The sequence below is a fragment of the Streptomyces sp. SS1-1 genome, assembly GCF_008973465.1.
Classification (GTDB): Bacteria; Actinomycetota; Actinomycetes; order Streptomycetales; family Streptomycetaceae; genus Streptomyces.
The window spans coordinates 4804881-4822160 of sequence record NZ_WBXN01000004.1 but is presented as its reverse complement, the minus strand read 5'-3'; the positions used below and the strand labels follow the sequence as shown (position 1 = coordinate 4822160).

Below are 17280 nucleotides of genomic sequence, written 5' to 3'. Positions count from 1 at the left end.
TGAAAGGCCGATGACCCTCACGTACCCCGCACACCACCGGTCCGTATCCCGCGAAACGCCGAAGATCTTCCGGCCGGAAGGATGGATTCCCGCAAGAGGTGCGGTCTGGGTGGACCGGCCCGCGGCGGTTCGGGGGTAACCCGTTATCCGATTTTGACATGGCGGGCGCCCTGAATGGCCCAGTCCGAATGGCAAGATGCCGTAATCACACAGGGTCGCGACACTCGAAGGCGTGTGCTCTCGTCGACCTGAGCAACTCCAGGCCCCTGCCGGTCCACCGGCAGGCGCCCGCCCCATCGGCAACTCCACCCATCCGCCGGAGGAACCCACCATGACCGCACGCACCACCCGTCGTACGACCGCCGCTCGCTCCCGGTTGGCAGTGGTCGGCTCGATCGCGGTCGCAGGCGCACTGATTCTCACCGGTTGCGGTGACCAGACCGACAGCAACTCGGAGAGCTCCGGCTCGAAGAGCGCGGCGCCGCTCGCCGACAAGCTGCCGCAGGCGATCCGCGACAAGGGCGTCATCAAGGTCGGCTCGGACATCGCGTACGCCCCGGTCGAGTTCAAGGACGACTCCGGCAAGACGGTCGGCATCGACCCCGACCTGGCCGCCGCCATGGGCAAGCAGCTCGGCGTGACGTTCCAGTTCGAGAACGGCACCTTCGACAGCCTCATCACCGGTCTGCGTTCCAAGCGCTACGACATCGCCATGTCGGCCATGACGGACACCAAGGACCGCCAGGAGGGCATCGACTCGGACACCGGCAAGAAGGTCGGTGAGGGCGTCGACTTCGTCGACTACTTCACGGCCGGTGTCTCGATCTACACCCAGAAGGGCAAGAACACCGACATCAAGACCTGGTCGGACCTGTGCGGCAAGAAGATCGTCGTGCAGCGCGGCACGGTCTCCGAGGACCTGGCCAAGGCCGAGGCCAAGAAGTGCTCCGGCGGCAAGACCATCACCATCGAGGCCTTCGACAACGACCAGCAGGCCCAGACCCGCCTGCGCGCCGGTGGCGCCGCCGCCGGTTCGTCCGACTTCCCCGTCGCCGCGTACGCCGTGAAGACCTCCGGCGGCGGCAACGACTTCCAGCTGGTCGGCGAGCAGGTCGAGGCCGCCCCGTACGGCATCGCCGTCGCCAAGACCAACACCCAGCTGCGGGACGCCCTCAAGGCCGCCCTCGACGCGATCATCGAGAACGGCGAGTACGAGAAGATCATCAAGAAGTGGGGCGTCGAGGACGGTGCGGTGAAGGAAGCCACCGTCAACGGCGGCAAGTGACCGCGCCGGACAGCGGGCACTGAAAGGCAACACCTGTGACTGACATCGACAAGAAGGACGGGCCGGCGGACACCCCGCCGGCCGGCCCGGAGGCCATCAAGGCCATCCCGGTCCGCCACTACGGACGGTACGTCTCCGCCGTCGTGGCGCTCGCCCTGCTGGCTGCCGTCGTGTACGCGTTCTCCCAGGGCAAGATCAACTGGGGTGCGATCCCGGACTACTTCTTCGACGACCGCATCCTCGACGGCGTCGGCAGGACCCTGCTCCTGACGATCCTGTCCATGGCGATCGGCATCATCGGCGGCGTCCTGCTCGCCGTGATGCGCCTGTCCAAGAACCCCGTGACCTCGTCCATCGCGTGGTTCTACATCTGGTTCTTCCGCGGCACCCCGGTCCTGGTCCAGCTCATCGTCTGGTTCAACCTCGGCCTGGTCTTCGAGTACATCAACCTCGGCCCGTTCTACAAGAACGAGTGGTCCGACTTCATGACGCCGTTCCTGACGGCGCTCCTGGGTCTCGGCCTCAACGAGGCGGCGTACATGGCGGAGATCTGCCGCGCCGGTCTGCTCGCCGTCGACGAGGGCCAGACGGAGGCCTCGCACGCGCTCGGCATGAGCCACGTCAAGACGCTGCGCCGCATCGTCATCCCGCAGGCCATGCGCGTGATCGTGCCGCCGACGGGCAACGAGGTCATCAACATGCTGAAGACGACCTCGCTGGTCTCGGTCGTCCAGTACCCCGAGCTGTTCCGCGCGGCCCAGGACATCGGCCAGACCTCCGGTGCCCCGGCCGAGATGCTGTTCCTCGCCGCCGCCTGGTACCTGCTGCTGACCTCGGTCTTCAGCATCGGCCAGTACTACCTGGAGCGCTACTACGCGCGCGGTTCGAGCCGGTCGCTGCCGGCCACGCCGTTCCAGAAGATCAAGGCGAACCTGCTGTCCCTGTCCAACCGCTCGGCGTCGACGGGAGGCACCGCATGACCGCCATGGTCAAGGCCGAGGGCGTCCACAAGTCCTTCGGCCCGGTAGAGGTCCTCAAGGGCATCGACCTCGAGGTCAAGCAGGGTGAGGTGTTCTGCCTCATCGGTCCCTCGGGTTCCGGCAAGTCGACCTTCCTGCGGTGCATCAACCACCTGGAGAAGATCAACGCCGGACGGCTGTACGTCGACGGCGAGCTGGTCGGCTACCGCCAGAAGGGCGACAAGCTGTACGAGCTCAAGGACAGCGAGGTCGCGCTGAAGCGCCGGGACATCGGCATGGTGTTCCAGCGGTTCAACCTGTTCCCGCACATGACGGCCCTGGAGAACGTCATCGAGGCGCCGATCCAGGTCAAGGGCGTCGCGAAGGGCCAGGCCCGGGAGCGGGCGCGCGAGCTCCTCGACCGGGTCGGTCTGGCCGACAAGGCCGGGAACTACCCCTCGCAGCTCTCCGGCGGCCAGCAGCAGCGCGTGGCGATCGCCCGTGCGCTGGCCATGGACCCAAAGCTGATGCTCTTCGACGAGCCCACCTCGGCGCTCGACCCGGAGCTGGTCGGCGACGTCCTGGACGTCATGCGCGACCTGGCCGAGTCCGGCATGACGATGGTCGTCGTCACGCATGAGATGGGCTTCGCCCGCGAGGTCGGCGACAGCCTGGTCTTCATGGACGGCGGTGTGGTCGTCGAGTCCGGCGATCCGCGGGAGGTCCTGACCAACCCGCAGCACGAGCGGACGCAGGCGTTCCTGTCCAAGGTGCTCTGACACCTGGCAGGCCCGAGAGGGGCGGTACGGATCATCCGTACCGCCCCTCTCGTCATCCGCTACTTCAGCGCCAGCAGCAGCGTGTCCGACGGGGAGCACCAGACCGGCCGGGCCTCCCCGAAGCCGGCCTCGCGCAGGACGCGCGCGTGCCAGGCGGCCGAGGGCATCTCGCCGTCGGCGTGGTCGCCGTAGATCTCGAAGCGGCGGGCCGTCGGCTCGGCGAGGGCCGGGTCCTGGGCCGCCAGCCGCCACCACTCGGACCAGTCGTGGACGCCGTCCGCCCTGGCCGCCTCCATGCGCGCGTGGCGCTGGGCGCGCTCGGCGGCGTTGATCCGGGGCGTCGATTCGTCGATCATGTGGTCCGCGTTCATGAAGACACCGCCGTCACGGACGAGCTCCGCGACCTGACCGTAGAGGGCCACGAGGGGTTCACGGTGCAGCCAGTGCAGGGCCGTGGCGGTCAGGACGGCGTCGTAGGAGTCGTACGGCAGCCGGGCCGGCCAGTCGGGGTCCTTGAGGTCGGCCGTGACGAACGAGATCCGCTCGTCGCCCGCGAAGGTGCCCTCGGCGATGGCGAGGAGCGCCGGGTCGAGGTCGACGCCGGTGCTGGTGGCCTCCGGGAACCGCGCGAGCAGCCGGGCCGAGATACTTCCGGTGCCGCACGCGAGGTCGAGCACGCGCGGGGCGGGGCCGACGAGGGCCTCGACCATGTCCAGCATGATCCGGAAGCGGTCCTCCCGGTCGGGCATGTACCACTCCTGCTGCCGGTCCCAGCTGCGCTGCCAGCCGGCCCAGTCCGCCGTGGCCGTGGTCGCCGTGCTGTCCAGATCCGTCATCGGGCCCCTCCGTCACAGGATTGCGTAATACCCTGGATGCGCGATCGCCCATTACCCGACCGCACGACGACGATAGAACGTCTCCGTAAGGACTACAAGTGGAACTGGCCTATTACTCGGACTACGCCGTACGGCTCGTCAACAGCGAGGACCCGGCCCGGGGCAAGGACTCGCTGACCTCGGTCGAGGCCGTCCGCGACCTCTTCGGCGGCGGCCAGGAGGCGGCCCGCCGCGCCACCGAGGCCGACGTGACCCGCTTCCGCTCGGTCCGCGCACGCCTGCGGTCGGTCTTCGAGGCGGCGGACGAGGGCGACGAGTCCACCGCGGTGAACCTGCTGAACGCCCTGCTCCTGGAGTTCCCGGTGAGCCCGCAGATCTCCGGGCACGACGTCCGGGACGAGGACGGGCGCCCGCTGTGGCACATGCACCTGGCCGACCATCCGTCGAACGCGACCGCCGGTTACGCGGCCATCGCCGCGATGGGCCTGGCGTTCCATCTGACGGAGTACGGCGTCGACCGGCTGGGGCTGTGCGAGGCGTCGCCCTGCCGCAACGCCTACCTGGACACCTCGACCAACCGCTCCCGGCGCTACTGCTCGGACCGCTGCGCGACCCGTGCCAACGTCGCCGCCTACCGGGCCCGCAAGCGCCTGGAGGCCGACCGGTCGGCCAGCACCGGGCGCACCGCCGACAGCGCCCAGCGCAGCACGGCCCACGGGGAGCGCTGACCGGGCTTGCGCGGCCGGACCCGCAGCCGTACACGGCCCAGGATCAGCTCGTCGGGGACGACGCCGTAGTCGGTGCTGTCGCCGCCGGCGAACGCGTTGTCGGCCAGCACCCACCAGCCGCCCTCCCGGCGCTCGGCCGCGCGCTTGACGACGAGCAGGTCCTGCTGGAAGGGATGACGCAGGACGACGATGTCACCGGGACGGGTGCGGCCCCGGTGCGAGACCACGAGCAGATCGCCGTGGTACAGCGTGGGCACCATGGACGGACCGGTCACCTCGGCCCACCCGTAGGGCCGCCCGGCCCGCCCGCGCTCGGTCTCCTGCGACAACTCCGGCATCCCCGGCACCTCCCCGGTACGGTCCTCCACCAGTCTCAGTCTCACCCTGGACTTTTGTCCTAAGCCCACGGGGGCACTCGCGAAATCCGGTCTTGCAGGGAGTAATGTCCCACCTGAGAAGACGATCACGAGGAAGGAATGCTCCATGCTTTCCCGCCTGTTTGCCCCCAAGGTCAAGGTCAGCGCACACTGCGACCTGCCCTGCGGTGTGTACGACCCGGCCCAGGCCCGCATCGAGGCGGAGTCGGTGAAGGCCGTCCAGGAGAAGATGGCCGCCAACGACGACCCGCACTTCCAGGCGCGTGCCACCGTCATCAAGGAGCAGCGCGCCGAGCTGGCCAAGCACCACGTCTCGGTGCTCTGGAGCGACTACTTCAAGCCCCCGCACTTCGAGAAGTACCCGGAGCTGCACCAGCTGGTCAACGACACCCTGAAGGCCCTCTCGGCCGCCAAGGCGTCGACGGACCCGGCGACGGGCCAGAAGGCTCTGGACCACATCGCCCAGATCGACAAGATCTTCTGGGAGACCAAGAAGGCCTGAACCCAGGCCGTTTCGTCGTTCTCCCGACGCCCGAAGGGGCTCGGCCGGTTCGCCGGGCGGGCCCCTTCGGTGTCGGTCGGGGCGGGCCGCCCTCGGCCCGCACGCGTTTCAGCGGCCCCCGGTTCCCTGAAGGGGCCGTGACGGTGTTCACCCGCTGAGAAGTCGTTCTTGATCGACATGACCCCGTAGGTTTTGGCATGTCCACCCCGGTGGGCGAGATGCCGATTCCCGGGGGGAACACGCGTGCCCGAAACGTCCTCGACGGCCGTCATGACGGCGGCGGTCGTGCCCCGCGCGCACGCCCTGGAGCCGGTGCGCCGGCGGTCTCGGCGGTCGTTGCTGTGGGTGGTCCCCGCGGTGTGGACCGTCGCTCTCGGGCTGTGGGGGCTCTCCCGGCAGCAGAGCGTCTGGCGGGACGAGGCCGCGACCTGGCAGGTGGCCCGGCGCTCCAGCGGGGCGATCGCACACATGCTGGAGCACGTCGACGCCGTGCACGGCCTCTACTACCTGCTGATGCACGCCCTGTTCACCTGCTTCGGCGCCGGCACGACCACCCTGCGGCTTCCCTCGGTGCTGGCCATGGCCGTCGCGGCGGCCTGTGTCACCCGGCTCGGGCAGCGGCTCGCCGGGGCCTCGGCGGGGCCGGCCGCCGGGCTGGCCCTCGGGCTGATCCCCGCCGTGCAGTTCCACCTGCAGGAGGGGCGCCCGTACGCCCTCGTGACCGCCGGGGCCGGGGTCGCGACCGTGCTGCTCGTGACCGCCCTGGAAGGGCGTGCCCGGCGCCGGCACTGGATCGCCTACGCGGCCGTGGTCGCCGTGTGCGGGCTGCTGAACTGGCTGGCGCTGCTGGTGCTGCCCGCGCATCTCGTGACCCTGGCGTGGACGCGCACCCCTCGCCGGGTCCTGGCGCGCTGGGCGGGGGCGTCGGCGGTCGCCGTGGCGGCGGTGCTGCCGCTGATCCTGTTCAGCCTCGGGCAGGCCGAACAGGTCTCCTGGATACCGCCGTTGACCTGGCACCAGCTGATCGGCCCCGGGGTCCTCGTCGCGATCGGGGCGCTCGGCGCCCTGGTGGACCGCCCCCGCACCCGGCGTGTGTCGGCGGCGGCGGTGGGGCTTCCACTGCTGGCGGTGCCCCAACTCCTGCTCCTGGGCGTCTCCTTGGTGAAGCCGCTCTTCCTGGACCGCTATGTGCTGTTCTCGATGCTGGGTCTGGCGCTGCTCATCGGCACCGCGCTGGGCGCGGCCGTCCGGGCGCTCCGGCCGCGGCTGCCGCGGGTGTCGGCGGCCCTGGTCCCGGTGGCGGTCGCGGTGGCACTGGTCGCGCTGCTGCCCCAGTCGCTGGCGAAGCGGTCCCCGGCGAGCCGCGTCGACGACGTGCTGGCGGTGGCGGCGGACGTGGGGCGGCTGAAGCGGGGCGGCGACGCCGTAGTGTTCGTGCCGGCGGCCCGGCGGGACACCGCGCTGGTGTCGCCGGCCGCCTTCGCGGGGCTGCGGGACATAGCGCTGGCCCGTGGCCCGGTGGAGTCCGGCACGCTGAAAGGCGAGGAGGCGTCGCCCGCCCGGATACGGTCCGCGATGCTGGCCCAGCGGCGCATCCTGCTCGTCACGGACGCGGCGGCGGTGGCCCGGCCGGTGGCGGGGCGCCGGGACCAGGTCAAGTCGGCCCTGCTGACGCGGTACTTCGGCGTGGTGGCGGACTTACAGGTGCGCGGGCGGCGGGTGACCGTGTACGAGCGGCGGCCGTCCCGGTGAGCGGCGGTTGCCCGGCCTACGATCACCCCATGAGCATCCGCTGGACGTACGCCTTCGTGGACCGGCCCGCCGCCGTCTTCGGACGGGCCCACACCTTCTGGGCGGCGGTGACGGAGAGTGGCCTGTCGGCCTTCCGGGGCGAGCGGGACGAGTTCGTCACCCTGCTGCCGGGCGGCGGGGCGGACCCCTGCGTCAAGGTGCAGGGGGTCGGATCGGGGGCCGGGGGCGCGCATCTCGACTTCGCCGTCGAGGACGTACGGGCGTTCGTGGACGGCGCGTCGGAGCGCGGGGCCGGGCTGGTCGCCGAGCACGACGGGTGGGCCGTGCTGCGCACGCCGGCGGGGCTGTCGTTCTGCGCGGTGCCGTGGGCCGGGGAGGCGGTCCGGCCGCCCGTCGTGGACGGGAGCCGTCTCGACCAGGTCTGCCTGGACGTCCCGCCCTCCGCGTTCGACGCCGAAGTCGCCTTCTTCACCGCGCTGTTGGACGGCTGGGAGTCCCGGCCCGGCTCGCGCCCCGAGTTCCATGTGCTGCGTCCCCCGGCCGGGCTGCCGGTCCGCGTCCTCATCCAGCGGCTCGGCGAGGAGCGCGCGGCCTCGGCCCATCTCGACCTCGCCTGCGCGGATGTGCCGGCGACCCGTGCCCGGCACGAGGAGCTGGGCGCCGTCTTCGTCGCGGAGGGCGCGCACTGGACGGTGATGCGGGACCCGGCGGGTGGCGTCTACTGCCTGACGTCTCGCGATCCGGGCACGGGCGCGCTCAGCGGGACCTGACGAAGCACAGGGTGTCCTCGCCGGGCTCGGGCGGTGTGCACTCAGGCGGGGGCGTGGGGCTGGTCGCGTTCTCCCAGCGGTACGGCCCCGGCGGTCCTGCGGCGTCCCGCAGCCACAGCGTCACGCCGCCCGCGACGGCGGCCAGCACCAGCCAGGCCGCCACGATCCACCGCCATAACCGGCGCCGCCCCGTCACGCCCACCGCTCCACGTCGACCACGGCGCTCACCGGCAGGGGTCCGTACACGTGCGGAAACTCCTCGCCGCCCGGCTTCACGGCTTCGTAGCGCAGCGGCACGTGCAGCCGCTCCGGGTCGACGACCAGCACGACCAGGTCGTCGTGGCCGTCGTAGGAGCCGTAGAGGAAGGCGGCGACCGCCGGGAGCTGGGCACGGGTCGAGCAGTGGATGAAGCCCTCCTCCTGGAGCGTGCGGCCACGAGTGGAGATCTCGTAGGCACCGCGCTCGCGGGCGGCCTCCCAGAGCGAGCGCTCGGTGAGGTGGAGGATGTACGCGTGTTCGGACATGCGGCGAGCCTACGGTCCGGGGTGGACCGGCTTTCCGACGCAGGTCAGGATTCGGTCACGGTGGTCTTCTCGGGCCGGTCGGCGGGGGCGGGATGTCCGGGCGGGGCGGGCCGGTGGTGATGCTGCTCGGCGGCCTCCTCCGATGAGTGCGCCGCGCAGTCCGGGTTCCGGCAGGGGCCGGCGACCCAGGTGGGGACCCACGCGCCCAGCGTCTTGTGACGCCGGACGACCGTTTCGACGGGCTGTCCGCAGGAGGGACAGACGTGCTCTTCGCTGCCCATGTCCCCAGGGTAGGGCGGCTCGGGGCTCAGCGCTTCCTGCTGTACGTACGGACCACGGCTCCGTTGCCGAAGGCGCGGACCTCGTCGAGGGCGAAGTCGGTGACGGAGAAGCCCGAGGCGAACATCGGCATGCCGGTGCCGTAGACGACCGGGTAGCTCTTGACGACCAGTTCGTCGATCTCGTCGAGCAGGGCGCCGGCGAGCTGCGAGCCGCCGCACAGGTAGATGTCCCGTCCGCCCTCCTCGGCCTTCAGCGCCCGGACCCTGCCGACGACGTCGTCCGCGATCAGCTCGACCTCGGGGTCCGGGGACTCGGGCAGGGAGCGCGTCGCGACGTACTGGCGCAGGTGGGCGTAGGGGCTCGTGATGCCCAGCTTCAGCGCCTCGTCGTAGCTGCCGCGGCCCTGGATCACCGTGTCGAACCGCCTGTTCTCCAGATGGTCGAGGCCGAGGGCACGGCGGCCCTGCGTCGGCACCGTCTCCGGGTACTGCTCCGTGAGATACGCCAGGAACTCCTCGTCCACGAAGCGGAACATGTCCGTGGCGTCGCCGGCCGCGTCCCCGATGAAGCCGTCGAGGGAGCAGGCGATGAAGTACGTGAGCTTTCGCAAGCCGGTCTCTTTTCGTAGGCTGACCGCAACCACTTCGGTTCTAGTGCTTCAGTTGTAGTGCTCCACCTGTAGTGGTTACAAGTGCTTTTCCCGTGCTGTTCCGTGAGAGCTTCAAGTGAGGGAGGGGATTCCGCATGGCGGGGAATCCGGAGCGGCGGGCCGCTCTCGTCGACGCGGGCGTCGAGGTGCTGGCGCGCGAGGGGGCGCGGGGGCTGACCTTCCGGGCGGTGGACGCCGAGGCCGGGGTGCCGGTCGGCACCGCCTCCAACTACTTCACCGGGCGCGCGGACCTGCTCCGGCAGATCGACGCCCGGCTGCACACGCGGCTCGCGCCGGACCCGAAGGTGATGGCCGGGCTGCTCGAACGGCCGAAGGACCGCTCGCTCGTCACCGCGTTCATGCACGACCTGATGGGCCGCGCGACCCGCGACCGCACGGGGTATCTGGCGCTGCTGGAGATGCGCCTGGAGGCGTCACGGCGCCCCGAACTGCGCGACGCGTTCACCAAGTCGGTGCGCGGCGACCTCGACGAGGCCCTCGCCTTCCACCGCTCCGCCGGGCTGCCCGGCGGCGACGAGGTCGTCACCGTCCTCTATCTGGCGATGCTGGGCCTGCTCATGGAGCACCTGACCCTGCCGGACGTCCTGGACGGCGTCCTGCCCGGCGTGAGCATCCCGGACGGGCTGGTGGAACGCATCACGGCGACGGTGCTCCCGGAGGAGTAGGCGTGGCCGGCCGGTGGTGGGGCGGCCGGGCTCAGGCCCGCGGCTCGCGCCACATCGGCCACATTCGCGGGCCCTCCGGGAGGTCGAGGGGGCGTCCTTCCAGGGTGAAGCCGAGGCGTTCGTACAGCACACGGCTGCGGGCGCTGCTCGCCTCCAGGTAGGCGCCGAGACCTTCCTGGTCGCAACGGTCGAGGACGGAGGTGATCAGGGCCGTGCCCAGGCCCTGCCCCTGCCGCTCCGGGGCCGCGGCGATCATCCACAGGTACTCGTGGGCCCGCCCGGCCGGATGGACCCCGGCGGTCAGCCGGCCGATCAGTTCGACGCGCTCGTTGTCCGGGTCGACGTCCGCGCGCAGCTGGGCGGGGCCCTCGTCGTCCTGCTCGGGCGCGTCGGCGGGGACGGACATCCACAGCGCGCAGGCCGTGCCGTCCTCGGTGACGTCGATCCGGCCGTGGGCCAGGACGACATCGGTGAACGCGGCCATCAGCTTCGGGTGGGTGGTACGGCGGTGCTCCTCGCCGGGGAAGACCCAGCTGCTGACCGGGTCGTTCTGGAAGGCCGCGTCCAGCAGCCCGACCACCAGCTCCCGGTCCGCCTCGCCCGCCGTCCGGATCGCCACACCCATGAGTCCGCGCCCCTTCGTCTCAACCGGCCTTGATCGTAGGCCGGTTGACCGTGTCCTGCCGCACCGGGGACGACTTTGACGCGATCCGTTCGGCTCACGGAGGCGGACAGGGGGCACCCGCGTACGGAGGCGGGACAGGGGACGGGCCCCGCACACCGTGGGGATGTGCGGGACCCGCCGGGCCGGAGCCAGGAAGGCGCCGTACGGGGTCAGGAGCCGTACGGCCCCGATGGCTCCGGGGTCCTCATGGCCGCGGCGCCCTGCCCGCGGCCCTCGCTCAGGCGCTGCGCCGGGTCACGAACTCGGCCAGCGCCAGCAGTCCCCCCGCCTCCTCCGGGTCGGGCACCGCGCGGGCGAGCGCCTGCACGGCACGGGCCATCCGGTCCGCGGCCTGGGCCTGCGCCCAGTCACGGCCGCCCGCCCGTTCCACGGCGAGCGCGGTGCGCTGAAGGTCCTCCTGGTCGTAGGGCGTCGTGTACAGCTCGGCGAGCTCACGGGCCGCCGGGCCGCCCGAGGTGAGCGCCGCGACGACGGGCAGCGACTTCTTGCGGGCGGCGAGGTCCGCGCCGACCGGTTTGCCGGTGCGGCCCGGGTCTCCCCATATGCCGATCACGTCGTCGATGAGCTGGAACGCGAGCCCGGCCTCGCGGCCGAACGCGTCCAGCGCCCGCACCTCGTCGTCGCCGGCGCCCGCGTACAGCGCCCCGAGCGCGCAGGCGCAGCCGAGGAGCGCGCCGGTCTTGGCCTCGGCCATGGCGAGCACCTCGTCGAGGGAGACCTCGCCGGGGTGCCGCTTCTCCAGCGCGGTGTCGGCGTGCTGGCCTTCGCACAGCTCGACCACGCAGTCGGCGAGCCGGGCCGCGGCCGCGGAGGACGCCGGATGCGGGTCCTCGGCGAGCAGGCGCAGGGCGAGCGCCTGCAGGGCGTCCCCGGCGAGGATCGCGTCGGCGTCGCCGAACACGGTCCACGCGGTGGGCCGGTGCCGGCGGGTGGTGTCCCGGTCCATCACGTCGTCGTGCAACAACGTGAAGTTGTGGACCAGTTCCACCGCGACGGCCGCCCGCAGGGCCGCCGCCCGGGCCCGTGGCCCGCCGAGGGCCGCCGCGGCGGTGAGGACGAGGGCGGGCCGGATGGCCTTGCCCGCGCCGCCCGTCGCCGGATTGCCGTCCGGGTCGGTCCAGCCGAAGTGGTAGAGCGCGATCCGGCGCATGGAGGGCGGCAGCGACTCGATCGCGGCGCGCATCTCGGGGTCGACGGACGCCCGGGTGCCCTGCATGATCGCCGCCGCCTCGGGCGGGTCGGCAGGCCCCGGGCGGCCCTGCGGGCCGGTCAGGGCGGGCCCCCGCCCCTCGGGCGGCTCGGTCGGACGCGGTACCCCGGCGGGGCGGTGCTGTGTCTCCGTCATGAACTCACCCACGGCCTCGCCTCGATGAGTCGGCCCACGGTGGCCCTTCCGCTCCGGCTGGACGCCTACGCGGTGGGTCTACCCACGCGGCGTGCGCGGAACACGGCGTACCGCCGGCGAAGGTCATCGCCAACGGCCGATCTCGACGTTCTCCAGGACGCCGAGGGCGTCCGGGACGAGGACGGCGGCCGAGTAGTACGCCGTCACCAGGTAGTTGATGACGGCCTGTTCGTTGATGCCCATGAAGCGGCACGACAGGCTCGGCTCGATCTCGTCGGGGATGCCCGCCTGCTGGAGCCCGATGACGCCCTGCTCCGCCTCGCCGGTGCGCAGCGCGATGATCGAGGTCGTCCGGGCCTCGGTGACCGGGATCTTGTTGCACGGGTAGATGGGCACGCCCCGCCAGGTCGGGATGCGGTTGCCGCCCATCTCGATGGTCTCCGGGACCAGTCCGCGCTTGTTCAGCTCGCGTCCGAACGCGGAGATCGCGCGCGGGTGGGCGAGGAACATCTTGGTGCCGCGCCGGCGGCTGAGCAGCTCGTCCATGTCGTCGGGGCTGGGCACGCCGTCGTGCGGCTGGAGCCGCTGGTCGTACTCGCAGTTGTGGAGCAGGCCGAACTCGCGGTTGTTGACGAGTTCGTGCTCCTGGCGCTCCTTCAGGGCCTCCACGGTGAGCCGCAGCTGCTGCTCGGTCTGGTTCATCGGCTGGTTGTACAGGTCGGCCACGCGCGTGTGGATGCGCAGCACGGTCTGGGCGATGCTCAGTTCGTACTCGCGGGGCCGGGCCTCGTAGTCCACGAAGGTGTGCGGGATGTCCGGCTCGCCGCTGTGGCCGGCCGCCAGGTCGAGCGCCTTCTCGCCGTACTTGTTGGTGCGCTGCGCGGGGATCGACCGCAGCTGCTCCAGATGCCCCTGGAGGGACTCGGCGCGCTCGGCGATCTGCTGGAAGTCCCGGCGGTCCAGGACCAGGACGGTGCAGGCGGTGGCCGTGCGGGCCGTGTACTCCCAGATGGCGTCGGGGTCGAGCAGCGCCTGCTCGCCGAGGTAGGCGCCGTCGGCGAGGACACCCAGCAGCTCGTCCTCCCCGTAGGGGCCGGTGCCGATCTTCTCCACCCTGCCGTGCGCCAGCAGGTACACCGCGTCGGCCGGGCTGCCGAACGAGGCGATGACCTGGCCGGCCGCGAACTCCCGCTGCGTACAGCGCTGGGCCAGCTCGGAGAGCACGTCCTCGTCCTCGAAGTCCCGCAGCACCGGGAGTTCGCCCAGCTCGGCGGGGATGACCTCGACCCGGTCGCCGGTCTTCACGAACGTGACCCGGCCGTCCCCCACGGCGTACGTCAGCCGCCGGTTCACCCGGTACGTGCCGCCCTGCACATTGACCCAGGGCAGCATGCGCAGCAGCCAGCGGGAGCTGATCTCCTGCATCTGGGGTGCTGACTTGGTCGTGGTGGCCAGGTTCCGTGCGGCCGCCGTGCCGAGGCTCTGCTGCGACTTGGCCTGCTCCGTACGGACCTCTTCGCCTACCGACATATGGAATTGCCCTCCCGGTCGTGCACCGGCGCCGTCGTGGCGCCACGCGTAGCGATCTGCCTGACCAGGCTTTCATCACGGAACGTGTTGGTGCTATTACACGAACGAGGGGGAATGGATCACCGGCGCGCTGGGCAGATGGCGGTCTTCTGTCCATCCGTACCGGCGCCGCGGACTGGCCGAAACGGCTCGCTCACCGTGCGAGCGGGGAGGCGAGAAGGAGTCCTTTCCTCCGTTTCCGGTAAAGCACCGGTACGAGGCGGCCGCATCCGGCGGCCGCCCCACGGCGCGAGGAGGCGTACATGGCCACTCCCATGTCCGCGAGCAGATTCCTGCAGAGGCTGCGCGCGGAGGGCGTGACGGTCGTCGAGGTCGGCGACTGGGAGCACCACAACCGCAACCACAAGGGGCCCTGGGGCCCCGTGCACGGCGTGATGATCCACCACTCGGTGACCAAGGGCAGCGCGCACACCGTGGAGCTGTGCCGCAAGGGCTACGAGGGGCTGCCCGGCCCGCTCTGCCACGGCGTGATCACCAAGGACGGCAAGGTCCACCTGGTCGGCTACGGCCGGGCCAACCACGCCGGGCTCGGGGACGACGACGTGCTGCGCGCGGTCATCGCGGAGAAGGCGCTGCCGCCGGACAACGAGGCCAACACCGACGGCAACCGCCACTTCTACGGCTTCGAGTGCGAGAACCTGGGCGACGGCAAGGACCCCTGGCCCGAGGCGCAGCTGGAGGCGATCGAGCGGGTGTCGGCCGCCATCTGCCGGCATCACGGCTGGAACGAGCGCTCGGTGATCGGGCATCTGGAGTGGCAGCCCGGGAAGGTGGACCCGCGCGGGTTCACGATGGCGTCCCTGCGCGGGCGCATCAAGGAGCGGCTGAAGTAGCGGCGCCGCGCCGGTCACAATGGCCGGGTGACCAGCCGTGACGCCGTGCCCGACCTCGCCGCCCTGGGGCCCCTGCTGCCGTCGCCGCTGTGCGAGTCGGCGGACGGGCGGCTGGAGCGGCGCGGGGTGCGGCTGCTGCTCAAGCGGGACGATCTGATCCACCCGGAGCTGATCGGCAACAAGTGGCGCAAGCTCGCGCCGAACCTGACGGCCGCGGCCGGACGCACGGTCGTCACCTTCGGCGGCGCCTATTCGAATCATCTGCGGGCCACGGCGGCGGCGGGCCGTCTCCTCGGCCTGCCCACGGTCGGCGTGGTGCGCGGCCAGGAGCTGGCGGAACGTCCCCTCAACCCGTCGCTGGCCCGGTGCGTGGCCGACGGGATGCGGCTGCACTTCGTCGACCGGTCGACGTACCGCCGCAAGGGCGACCCCGCGACGCTCGCCGCCGTCCTGCGCGCGGCGGGCGCCCAGGACGCTCATGTGGTCCCGGAGGGCGGCAGCAACGCCCTCGCCGTCCAGGGGTGCCGGGCGCTGGGCGAGGAGCTGCGCGGGCGGGCCGACGTGGTCGCGGTGGCGTGCGGCACGGGCGGGACCCTGGCGGGGCTGGCCGCCGGCCTGGGGCCGGGCGAGCGGGCCCTGGGCGTGCCGGTGCTCAGGGGCGGCTTCCTCGGCGCCGAGGTGCGTGCCCTGCAGTCGGCGGCGTTCGGGGGCCCGCGCGGGGACTGGTCGCTGGAGGAGCGCTTCCACTTCGGCGGGTACGCGCGTACGACGCCCGCTCTGGAGTCTTTCGCGGCCGACTTCGAGGACCGGCACGGGATACCCGTCGAGCGTCTCTATGTCGCCAAAATGCTGTACGCGCTCGTGGCCCTCGCCGAGGAGGGCGCCTTCGCGCGCGGGACGACGGTCGCGGCCGTCGTCACGGGGGCGCCGTTCACCGGGTGAGTCCGGGGCCGGGCGCGGGTCAGTCGGCCTCGCGGTAGGCCGCCGCCTCCTCCAGGTCCAGCCTGCGCAGCAGGGTCCGCAGCATCTCGTCGTCGATGTAGCGGCCGTCGCGCAGCTTGACGAAGACCGCGCGTTCGGCGCCGATCACCTCCCGCGACAGCCGCCGGTAGGTGTCGTCGACGGACTCGCCGGTGATCGGGTTGGCCTGGCCGAGGCGCTCCCAGACGGAGTTGCGCCGGCGTTCCAGGACCGCGCGCAGCCGCTCGACCAGGGGCTCCGGGAGGGCGTTGCGTTCGTCGGCGAGGAGTTCCCGCAGGCGTTCCTCGGCGGCCCGGGACGCCTGTGCCTGGGCGTTGGCCTCGGCGAGGGTCTCGGCCTGGGGGTCGCGCCCGGGCAGCTTCAGCAGGCGGATCAGCGGCGGCAGTGTCACGCCCTGCACGACGAGGGTGCCGATCACCGTGGTGAAGGTCAGGAACAGGATGAGGTTGCGCTCGGGGAACGGCTCGCCCTCCTGCATCGTCAGCGGGATGGAGAACGCGATGGCGAGGGAGACCACGCCCCGCATCCCGGCCCAGGAGATGACGAACGGCGCCTTCCAGGTCGGGTTCTCCTCGCGCTCCCTGATCCGGGCCGAGAGCATCCGCGGCAGGAAGGTCGCCGGATACACCCACAGGAACCGCGAGGCGACGACGACGGCGAACAGGGCGGTCGCGTACCAGGCGGCCGTGGAGCCCTCGAACTCGCCGAGGCCGCGGAGGACCACCGGCAGCTGCAGGCCGATCAGGGCGAACACGGCCGACTCCAGCACGAACGCGACCATCTTCCAGACCGCCTCCTCCTGGAGCCGCGTCGCGAAGTCGACCTCCCACGCGCGGTGCCCGAGGTAGAGCGCGACCACCACGACGGCGAGCACTCCGGAGGCGTGCACCTGCTCGGCGACCGCGTACGCCACGAACGGGGTCAGCAGCGACAGTGTGTTCTGCAGCAGCGCCTCCTTCAGATGGGTGCGCAGCCAGTGGATCGGCACCATCAGCACCAGTCCGGCGACGACGCCCCCGACGGCGGCCAGCAGGAACTCGCGGATGCCGCCGGCCCAGGTGGCGCCCTCGCCGACCGCCGCGGCGACGGCGACCCGGTAGGCGGTGATCGCGGTGGCGTCGTTCACCAGGGACTCGCCCTGGAGGATCGTGGTGATCCGCGACGGCAGGCCCACCCGGCGGGCGACGGCCGTCGCCGCGACCGCGTCGGGCGGCGCCACGACCGCGCCCAGGACCAGCGCCGCGGTCAGCGGGAGCCCGGGGACCAGGAGGTAGGCGGCGTAGCCCACGACGACGGTCGCGAACAGGACGTACCCCACGGACAGCAGCGCCACGGGGCGCAGCTGCGCGCGCAGGTCGAGGTAGGAGCTGTCGGTGGCCGCCGTGTAGAGCAGCGGCGGCAGGATCAGGGGCAGCACGACATGCGGGTCGAGGCGGTAGTCCGGCACGCCCGGCACGTACGACACGAGGAGCCCGGCCGTGACGAGCAGCAGAGGGGCCGGGACGGGGACCCGCCGGGCGAGCGCGGCCACCGCCGCGCTTCCCGCCACCAGCAGCAGCAGCGGCATCACGTCCATGCTTCTCGCCCACCCTCGTCCGTCGCCCACGCTCGCGCGTGCCCGCTCGTATGTCCGCTCGTCGCGTCCGGGGGACGGCGGCCACCCGCGCTCCCCGGCCATGATTTTCGCGCGCGGGGCCCCGCGCGGCCGTCGTAACC

At 71.8% G+C, this 17280-nt stretch carries 20 protein-coding genes; 10 read left to right on the top strand and 10 right to left on the bottom strand.

The genetic code is table 11. From position 1 onward, the window contains the following. Positions 1-331: 331 nt before the first annotated feature. From F8R89_RS23645 to F8R89_RS23635, 3 genes are read left to right on the top strand one after another with little or no spacing between them, the layout of a single operon-like run. The gene (locus tag F8R89_RS23645) at positions 332-1285 is read left to right on the top strand and encodes an ABC transporter substrate-binding protein (protein WP_151785823.1); all 954 of its coding nucleotides are present in this window, start codon (positions 332-334) and stop codon (positions 1283-1285) included. 35 nt (positions 1286-1320) lie between these two features. Further along, positions 1321-2265 (top strand): amino acid ABC transporter permease, encoded by a 945-nt coding sequence (locus tag F8R89_RS23640; protein ID WP_151785822.1) that lies wholly within the window; start codon positions 1321-1323, stop codon positions 2263-2265. After that, positions 2262-3023 (top strand): amino acid ABC transporter ATP-binding protein, encoded by a 762-nt coding sequence (locus F8R89_RS23635; protein ID WP_151785821.1) that lies wholly within the window; start codon positions 2262-2264, stop codon positions 3021-3023. The genes F8R89_RS23640 and F8R89_RS23635 overlap by 4 nt, the downstream gene beginning before the upstream one ends. A gap of 59 nt (positions 3024-3082) precedes the next feature. On the opposite strand, the gene F8R89_RS23630 is transcribed toward F8R89_RS23635, so the two are convergent. Continuing rightward, a complete protein-coding gene (locus F8R89_RS23630) occupies positions 3083-3859 on the bottom strand; it encodes a class I SAM-dependent methyltransferase (RefSeq protein WP_151785820.1) in 777 nt (258 codons plus the stop codon). Between the two features lie 98 nt (positions 3860-3957). On the opposite strand from F8R89_RS23630, the gene F8R89_RS23625 reads away from it, so the two are divergent. Then, positions 3958-4587, top strand: a complete 630-nt coding sequence (locus tag F8R89_RS23625) for a CGNR zinc finger domain-containing protein (RefSeq protein WP_151785819.1) — start codon at positions 3958-3960, stop codon at positions 4585-4587. Here the strand turns inward: F8R89_RS23625 and sodX are convergent. Further along, on the bottom strand, positions 4491-4925 hold the full coding sequence (sodX, locus tag F8R89_RS23620) for a nickel-type superoxide dismutase maturation protease (protein ID WP_151788262.1): 435 nt from the start codon (positions 4923-4925) through the stop codon (positions 4491-4493). The two genes, F8R89_RS23625 and sodX, sit on opposite strands and share 97 nt — an antisense overlap. Before the next feature lie 145 nt (positions 4926-5070). On the opposite strand from sodX, the gene sodN reads away from it, so the two are divergent. From sodN to F8R89_RS23605, 3 genes are all read left to right on the top strand, one after another. After that, positions 5071-5466 (top strand): superoxide dismutase, Ni, encoded by a 396-nt coding sequence (gene sodN / locus F8R89_RS23615; protein ID WP_151785818.1) that lies wholly within the window; start codon positions 5071-5073, stop codon positions 5464-5466. 270 nt (positions 5467-5736) lie between these two features. Next, positions 5737-7218: a glycosyltransferase family 39 protein gene (locus F8R89_RS23610; protein ID WP_151788261.1), complete on the top strand. Its 1482-nt coding sequence runs from the start codon at positions 5737-5739 to the stop codon at positions 7216-7218. A gap of 29 nt (positions 7219-7247) precedes the next feature. Beyond that, the gene (locus F8R89_RS23605; RefSeq protein WP_151785817.1) at positions 7248-7988 is read left to right on the top strand and encodes a VOC family protein; all 741 of its coding nucleotides are present in this window, start codon (positions 7248-7250) and stop codon (positions 7986-7988) included. On the opposite strand, the gene F8R89_RS23600 is transcribed toward F8R89_RS23605, so the two are convergent. From F8R89_RS23600 to F8R89_RS23585, 4 genes are read right to left on the bottom strand one after another with little or no spacing between them, the layout of a single operon-like run. Further along, a complete protein-coding gene (locus F8R89_RS23600; protein ID WP_151785816.1) occupies positions 7975-8184 on the bottom strand; it encodes a hypothetical protein in 210 nt (69 codons plus the stop codon). The two genes, F8R89_RS23605 and F8R89_RS23600, sit on opposite strands and share 14 nt — an antisense overlap. Then, a complete protein-coding gene (locus F8R89_RS23595) occupies positions 8181-8513 on the bottom strand; it encodes a DUF952 domain-containing protein (RefSeq protein ID WP_151785815.1) in 333 nt (110 codons plus the stop codon). Before F8R89_RS23595 ends, F8R89_RS23600 begins: the two co-directional genes overlap by 4 nt. A gap of 44 nt (positions 8514-8557) precedes the next feature. Then, positions 8558-8794: a hypothetical protein gene (locus tag F8R89_RS23590; protein WP_151785814.1), complete on the bottom strand. Its 237-nt coding sequence runs from the start codon at positions 8792-8794 to the stop codon at positions 8558-8560. A gap of 26 nt (positions 8795-8820) precedes the next feature. Further along, complete coding sequence (locus F8R89_RS23585; RefSeq protein WP_151785813.1) at positions 8821-9405, bottom strand: dihydrofolate reductase family protein; 585 nt, start codon at positions 9403-9405, stop codon at positions 8821-8823. A 134-nt stretch (positions 9406-9539) separates the two neighbouring features. Here F8R89_RS23585 and F8R89_RS23580 point away from each other — a divergent pair, with 134 nt between their 5' ends. Further along, positions 9540-10130, top strand: a complete 591-nt coding sequence (locus F8R89_RS23580) for a TetR/AcrR family transcriptional regulator (protein WP_151785812.1) — start codon at positions 9540-9542, stop codon at positions 10128-10130. Between the two features lie 31 nt (positions 10131-10161). Here F8R89_RS23580 and F8R89_RS23575 read toward each other — a convergent pair whose 3' ends face one another. From F8R89_RS23575 to F8R89_RS23565, 3 genes are all read right to left on the bottom strand, one after another. Continuing rightward, entirely contained in the window at positions 10162-10755 is a 594-nt protein-coding gene (locus F8R89_RS23575; protein WP_151785811.1) for a GNAT family N-acetyltransferase, read from the bottom strand. A gap of 277 nt (positions 10756-11032) precedes the next feature. Beyond that, positions 11033-12160: a family 2 encapsulin nanocompartment cargo protein polyprenyl transferase gene (locus F8R89_RS23570; protein ID WP_151785810.1), complete on the bottom strand. Its 1128-nt coding sequence runs from the start codon at positions 12158-12160 to the stop codon at positions 11033-11035. 123 nt (positions 12161-12283) lie between these two features. Continuing rightward, complete coding sequence (locus F8R89_RS23565) at positions 12284-13690, bottom strand: family 2B encapsulin nanocompartment shell protein (protein WP_151785809.1); 1407 nt, start codon at positions 13688-13690, stop codon at positions 12284-12286. 302 nt (positions 13691-13992) lie between these two features. On the opposite strand from F8R89_RS23565, the gene F8R89_RS23560 reads away from it, so the two are divergent. Further along, a complete protein-coding gene (locus F8R89_RS23560) occupies positions 13993-14583 on the top strand; it encodes an N-acetylmuramoyl-L-alanine amidase (protein WP_192806206.1) in 591 nt (196 codons plus the stop codon). 27 nt (positions 14584-14610) lie between these two features. Further along, entirely contained in the window at positions 14611-15525 is a 915-nt protein-coding gene (locus F8R89_RS23555) for a 1-aminocyclopropane-1-carboxylate deaminase/D-cysteine desulfhydrase (protein ID WP_151785808.1), read from the top strand. A gap of 19 nt (positions 15526-15544) precedes the next feature. Here F8R89_RS23555 and F8R89_RS23550 read toward each other — a convergent pair whose 3' ends face one another. Next, complete coding sequence (locus tag F8R89_RS23550) at positions 15545-17140, bottom strand: Na+/H+ antiporter (protein ID WP_151785807.1); 1596 nt, start codon at positions 17138-17140, stop codon at positions 15545-15547. Between the last annotated feature and the right edge of the window lie 140 nt (positions 17141-17280).

Coding starts and splice junctions, on each gene's coding strand:
- F8R89_RS23630 (WP_151785820.1), bottom strand. CDS start 3,859: ATGACGGATCTGGACAGCACGGCGACCACGGCCACGGCGGACTGGGCC.
- sodN (WP_151785818.1), top strand. CDS start 5,071: ATGCTTTCCCGCCTGTTTGCCCCCAAGGTCAAGGTCAGCGCACACTGC.
- F8R89_RS23570 (WP_151785810.1), bottom strand. CDS start 12,160: ATGACGGAGACACAGCACCGCCCCGCCGGGGTACCGCGTCCGACCGAG.
- F8R89_RS23550 (WP_151785807.1), bottom strand. CDS start 17,140: ATGGACGTGATGCCGCTGCTGCTGCTGGTGGCGGGAAGCGCGGCGGTG.
- F8R89_RS23580 (WP_151785812.1), top strand. CDS start 9,540: ATGGCGGGGAATCCGGAGCGGCGGGCCGCTCTCGTCGACGCGGGCGTC.
- F8R89_RS23595 (WP_151785815.1), bottom strand. CDS start 8,513: ATGTCCGAACACGCGTACATCCTCCACCTCACCGAGCGCTCGCTCTGG.
- F8R89_RS23635 (WP_151785821.1), top strand. CDS start 2,262: ATGACCGCCATGGTCAAGGCCGAGGGCGTCCACAAGTCCTTCGGCCCG.
- F8R89_RS23610 (WP_151788261.1), top strand. CDS start 5,737: ATGACGGCGGCGGTCGTGCCCCGCGCGCACGCCCTGGAGCCGGTGCGC.
- F8R89_RS23645 (WP_151785823.1), top strand. CDS start 332: ATGACCGCACGCACCACCCGTCGTACGACCGCCGCTCGCTCCCGGTTG.
- F8R89_RS23565 (WP_151785809.1), bottom strand. CDS start 13,690: ATGTCGGTAGGCGAAGAGGTCCGTACGGAGCAGGCCAAGTCGCAGCAG.
- F8R89_RS23560 (WP_192806206.1), top strand. CDS start 13,993: ATGGCCACTCCCATGTCCGCGAGCAGATTCCTGCAGAGGCTGCGCGCG.
- F8R89_RS23575 (WP_151785811.1), bottom strand. CDS start 10,755: ATGGGTGTGGCGATCCGGACGGCGGGCGAGGCGGACCGGGAGCTGGTG.
- F8R89_RS23605 (WP_151785817.1), top strand. CDS start 7,248: ATGAGCATCCGCTGGACGTACGCCTTCGTGGACCGGCCCGCCGCCGTC.
- sodX (WP_151788262.1), bottom strand. CDS start 4,925: ATGCCGGAGTTGTCGCAGGAGACCGAGCGCGGGCGGGCCGGGCGGCCC.
- F8R89_RS23590 (WP_151785814.1), bottom strand. CDS start 8,794: ATGGGCAGCGAAGAGCACGTCTGTCCCTCCTGCGGACAGCCCGTCGAA.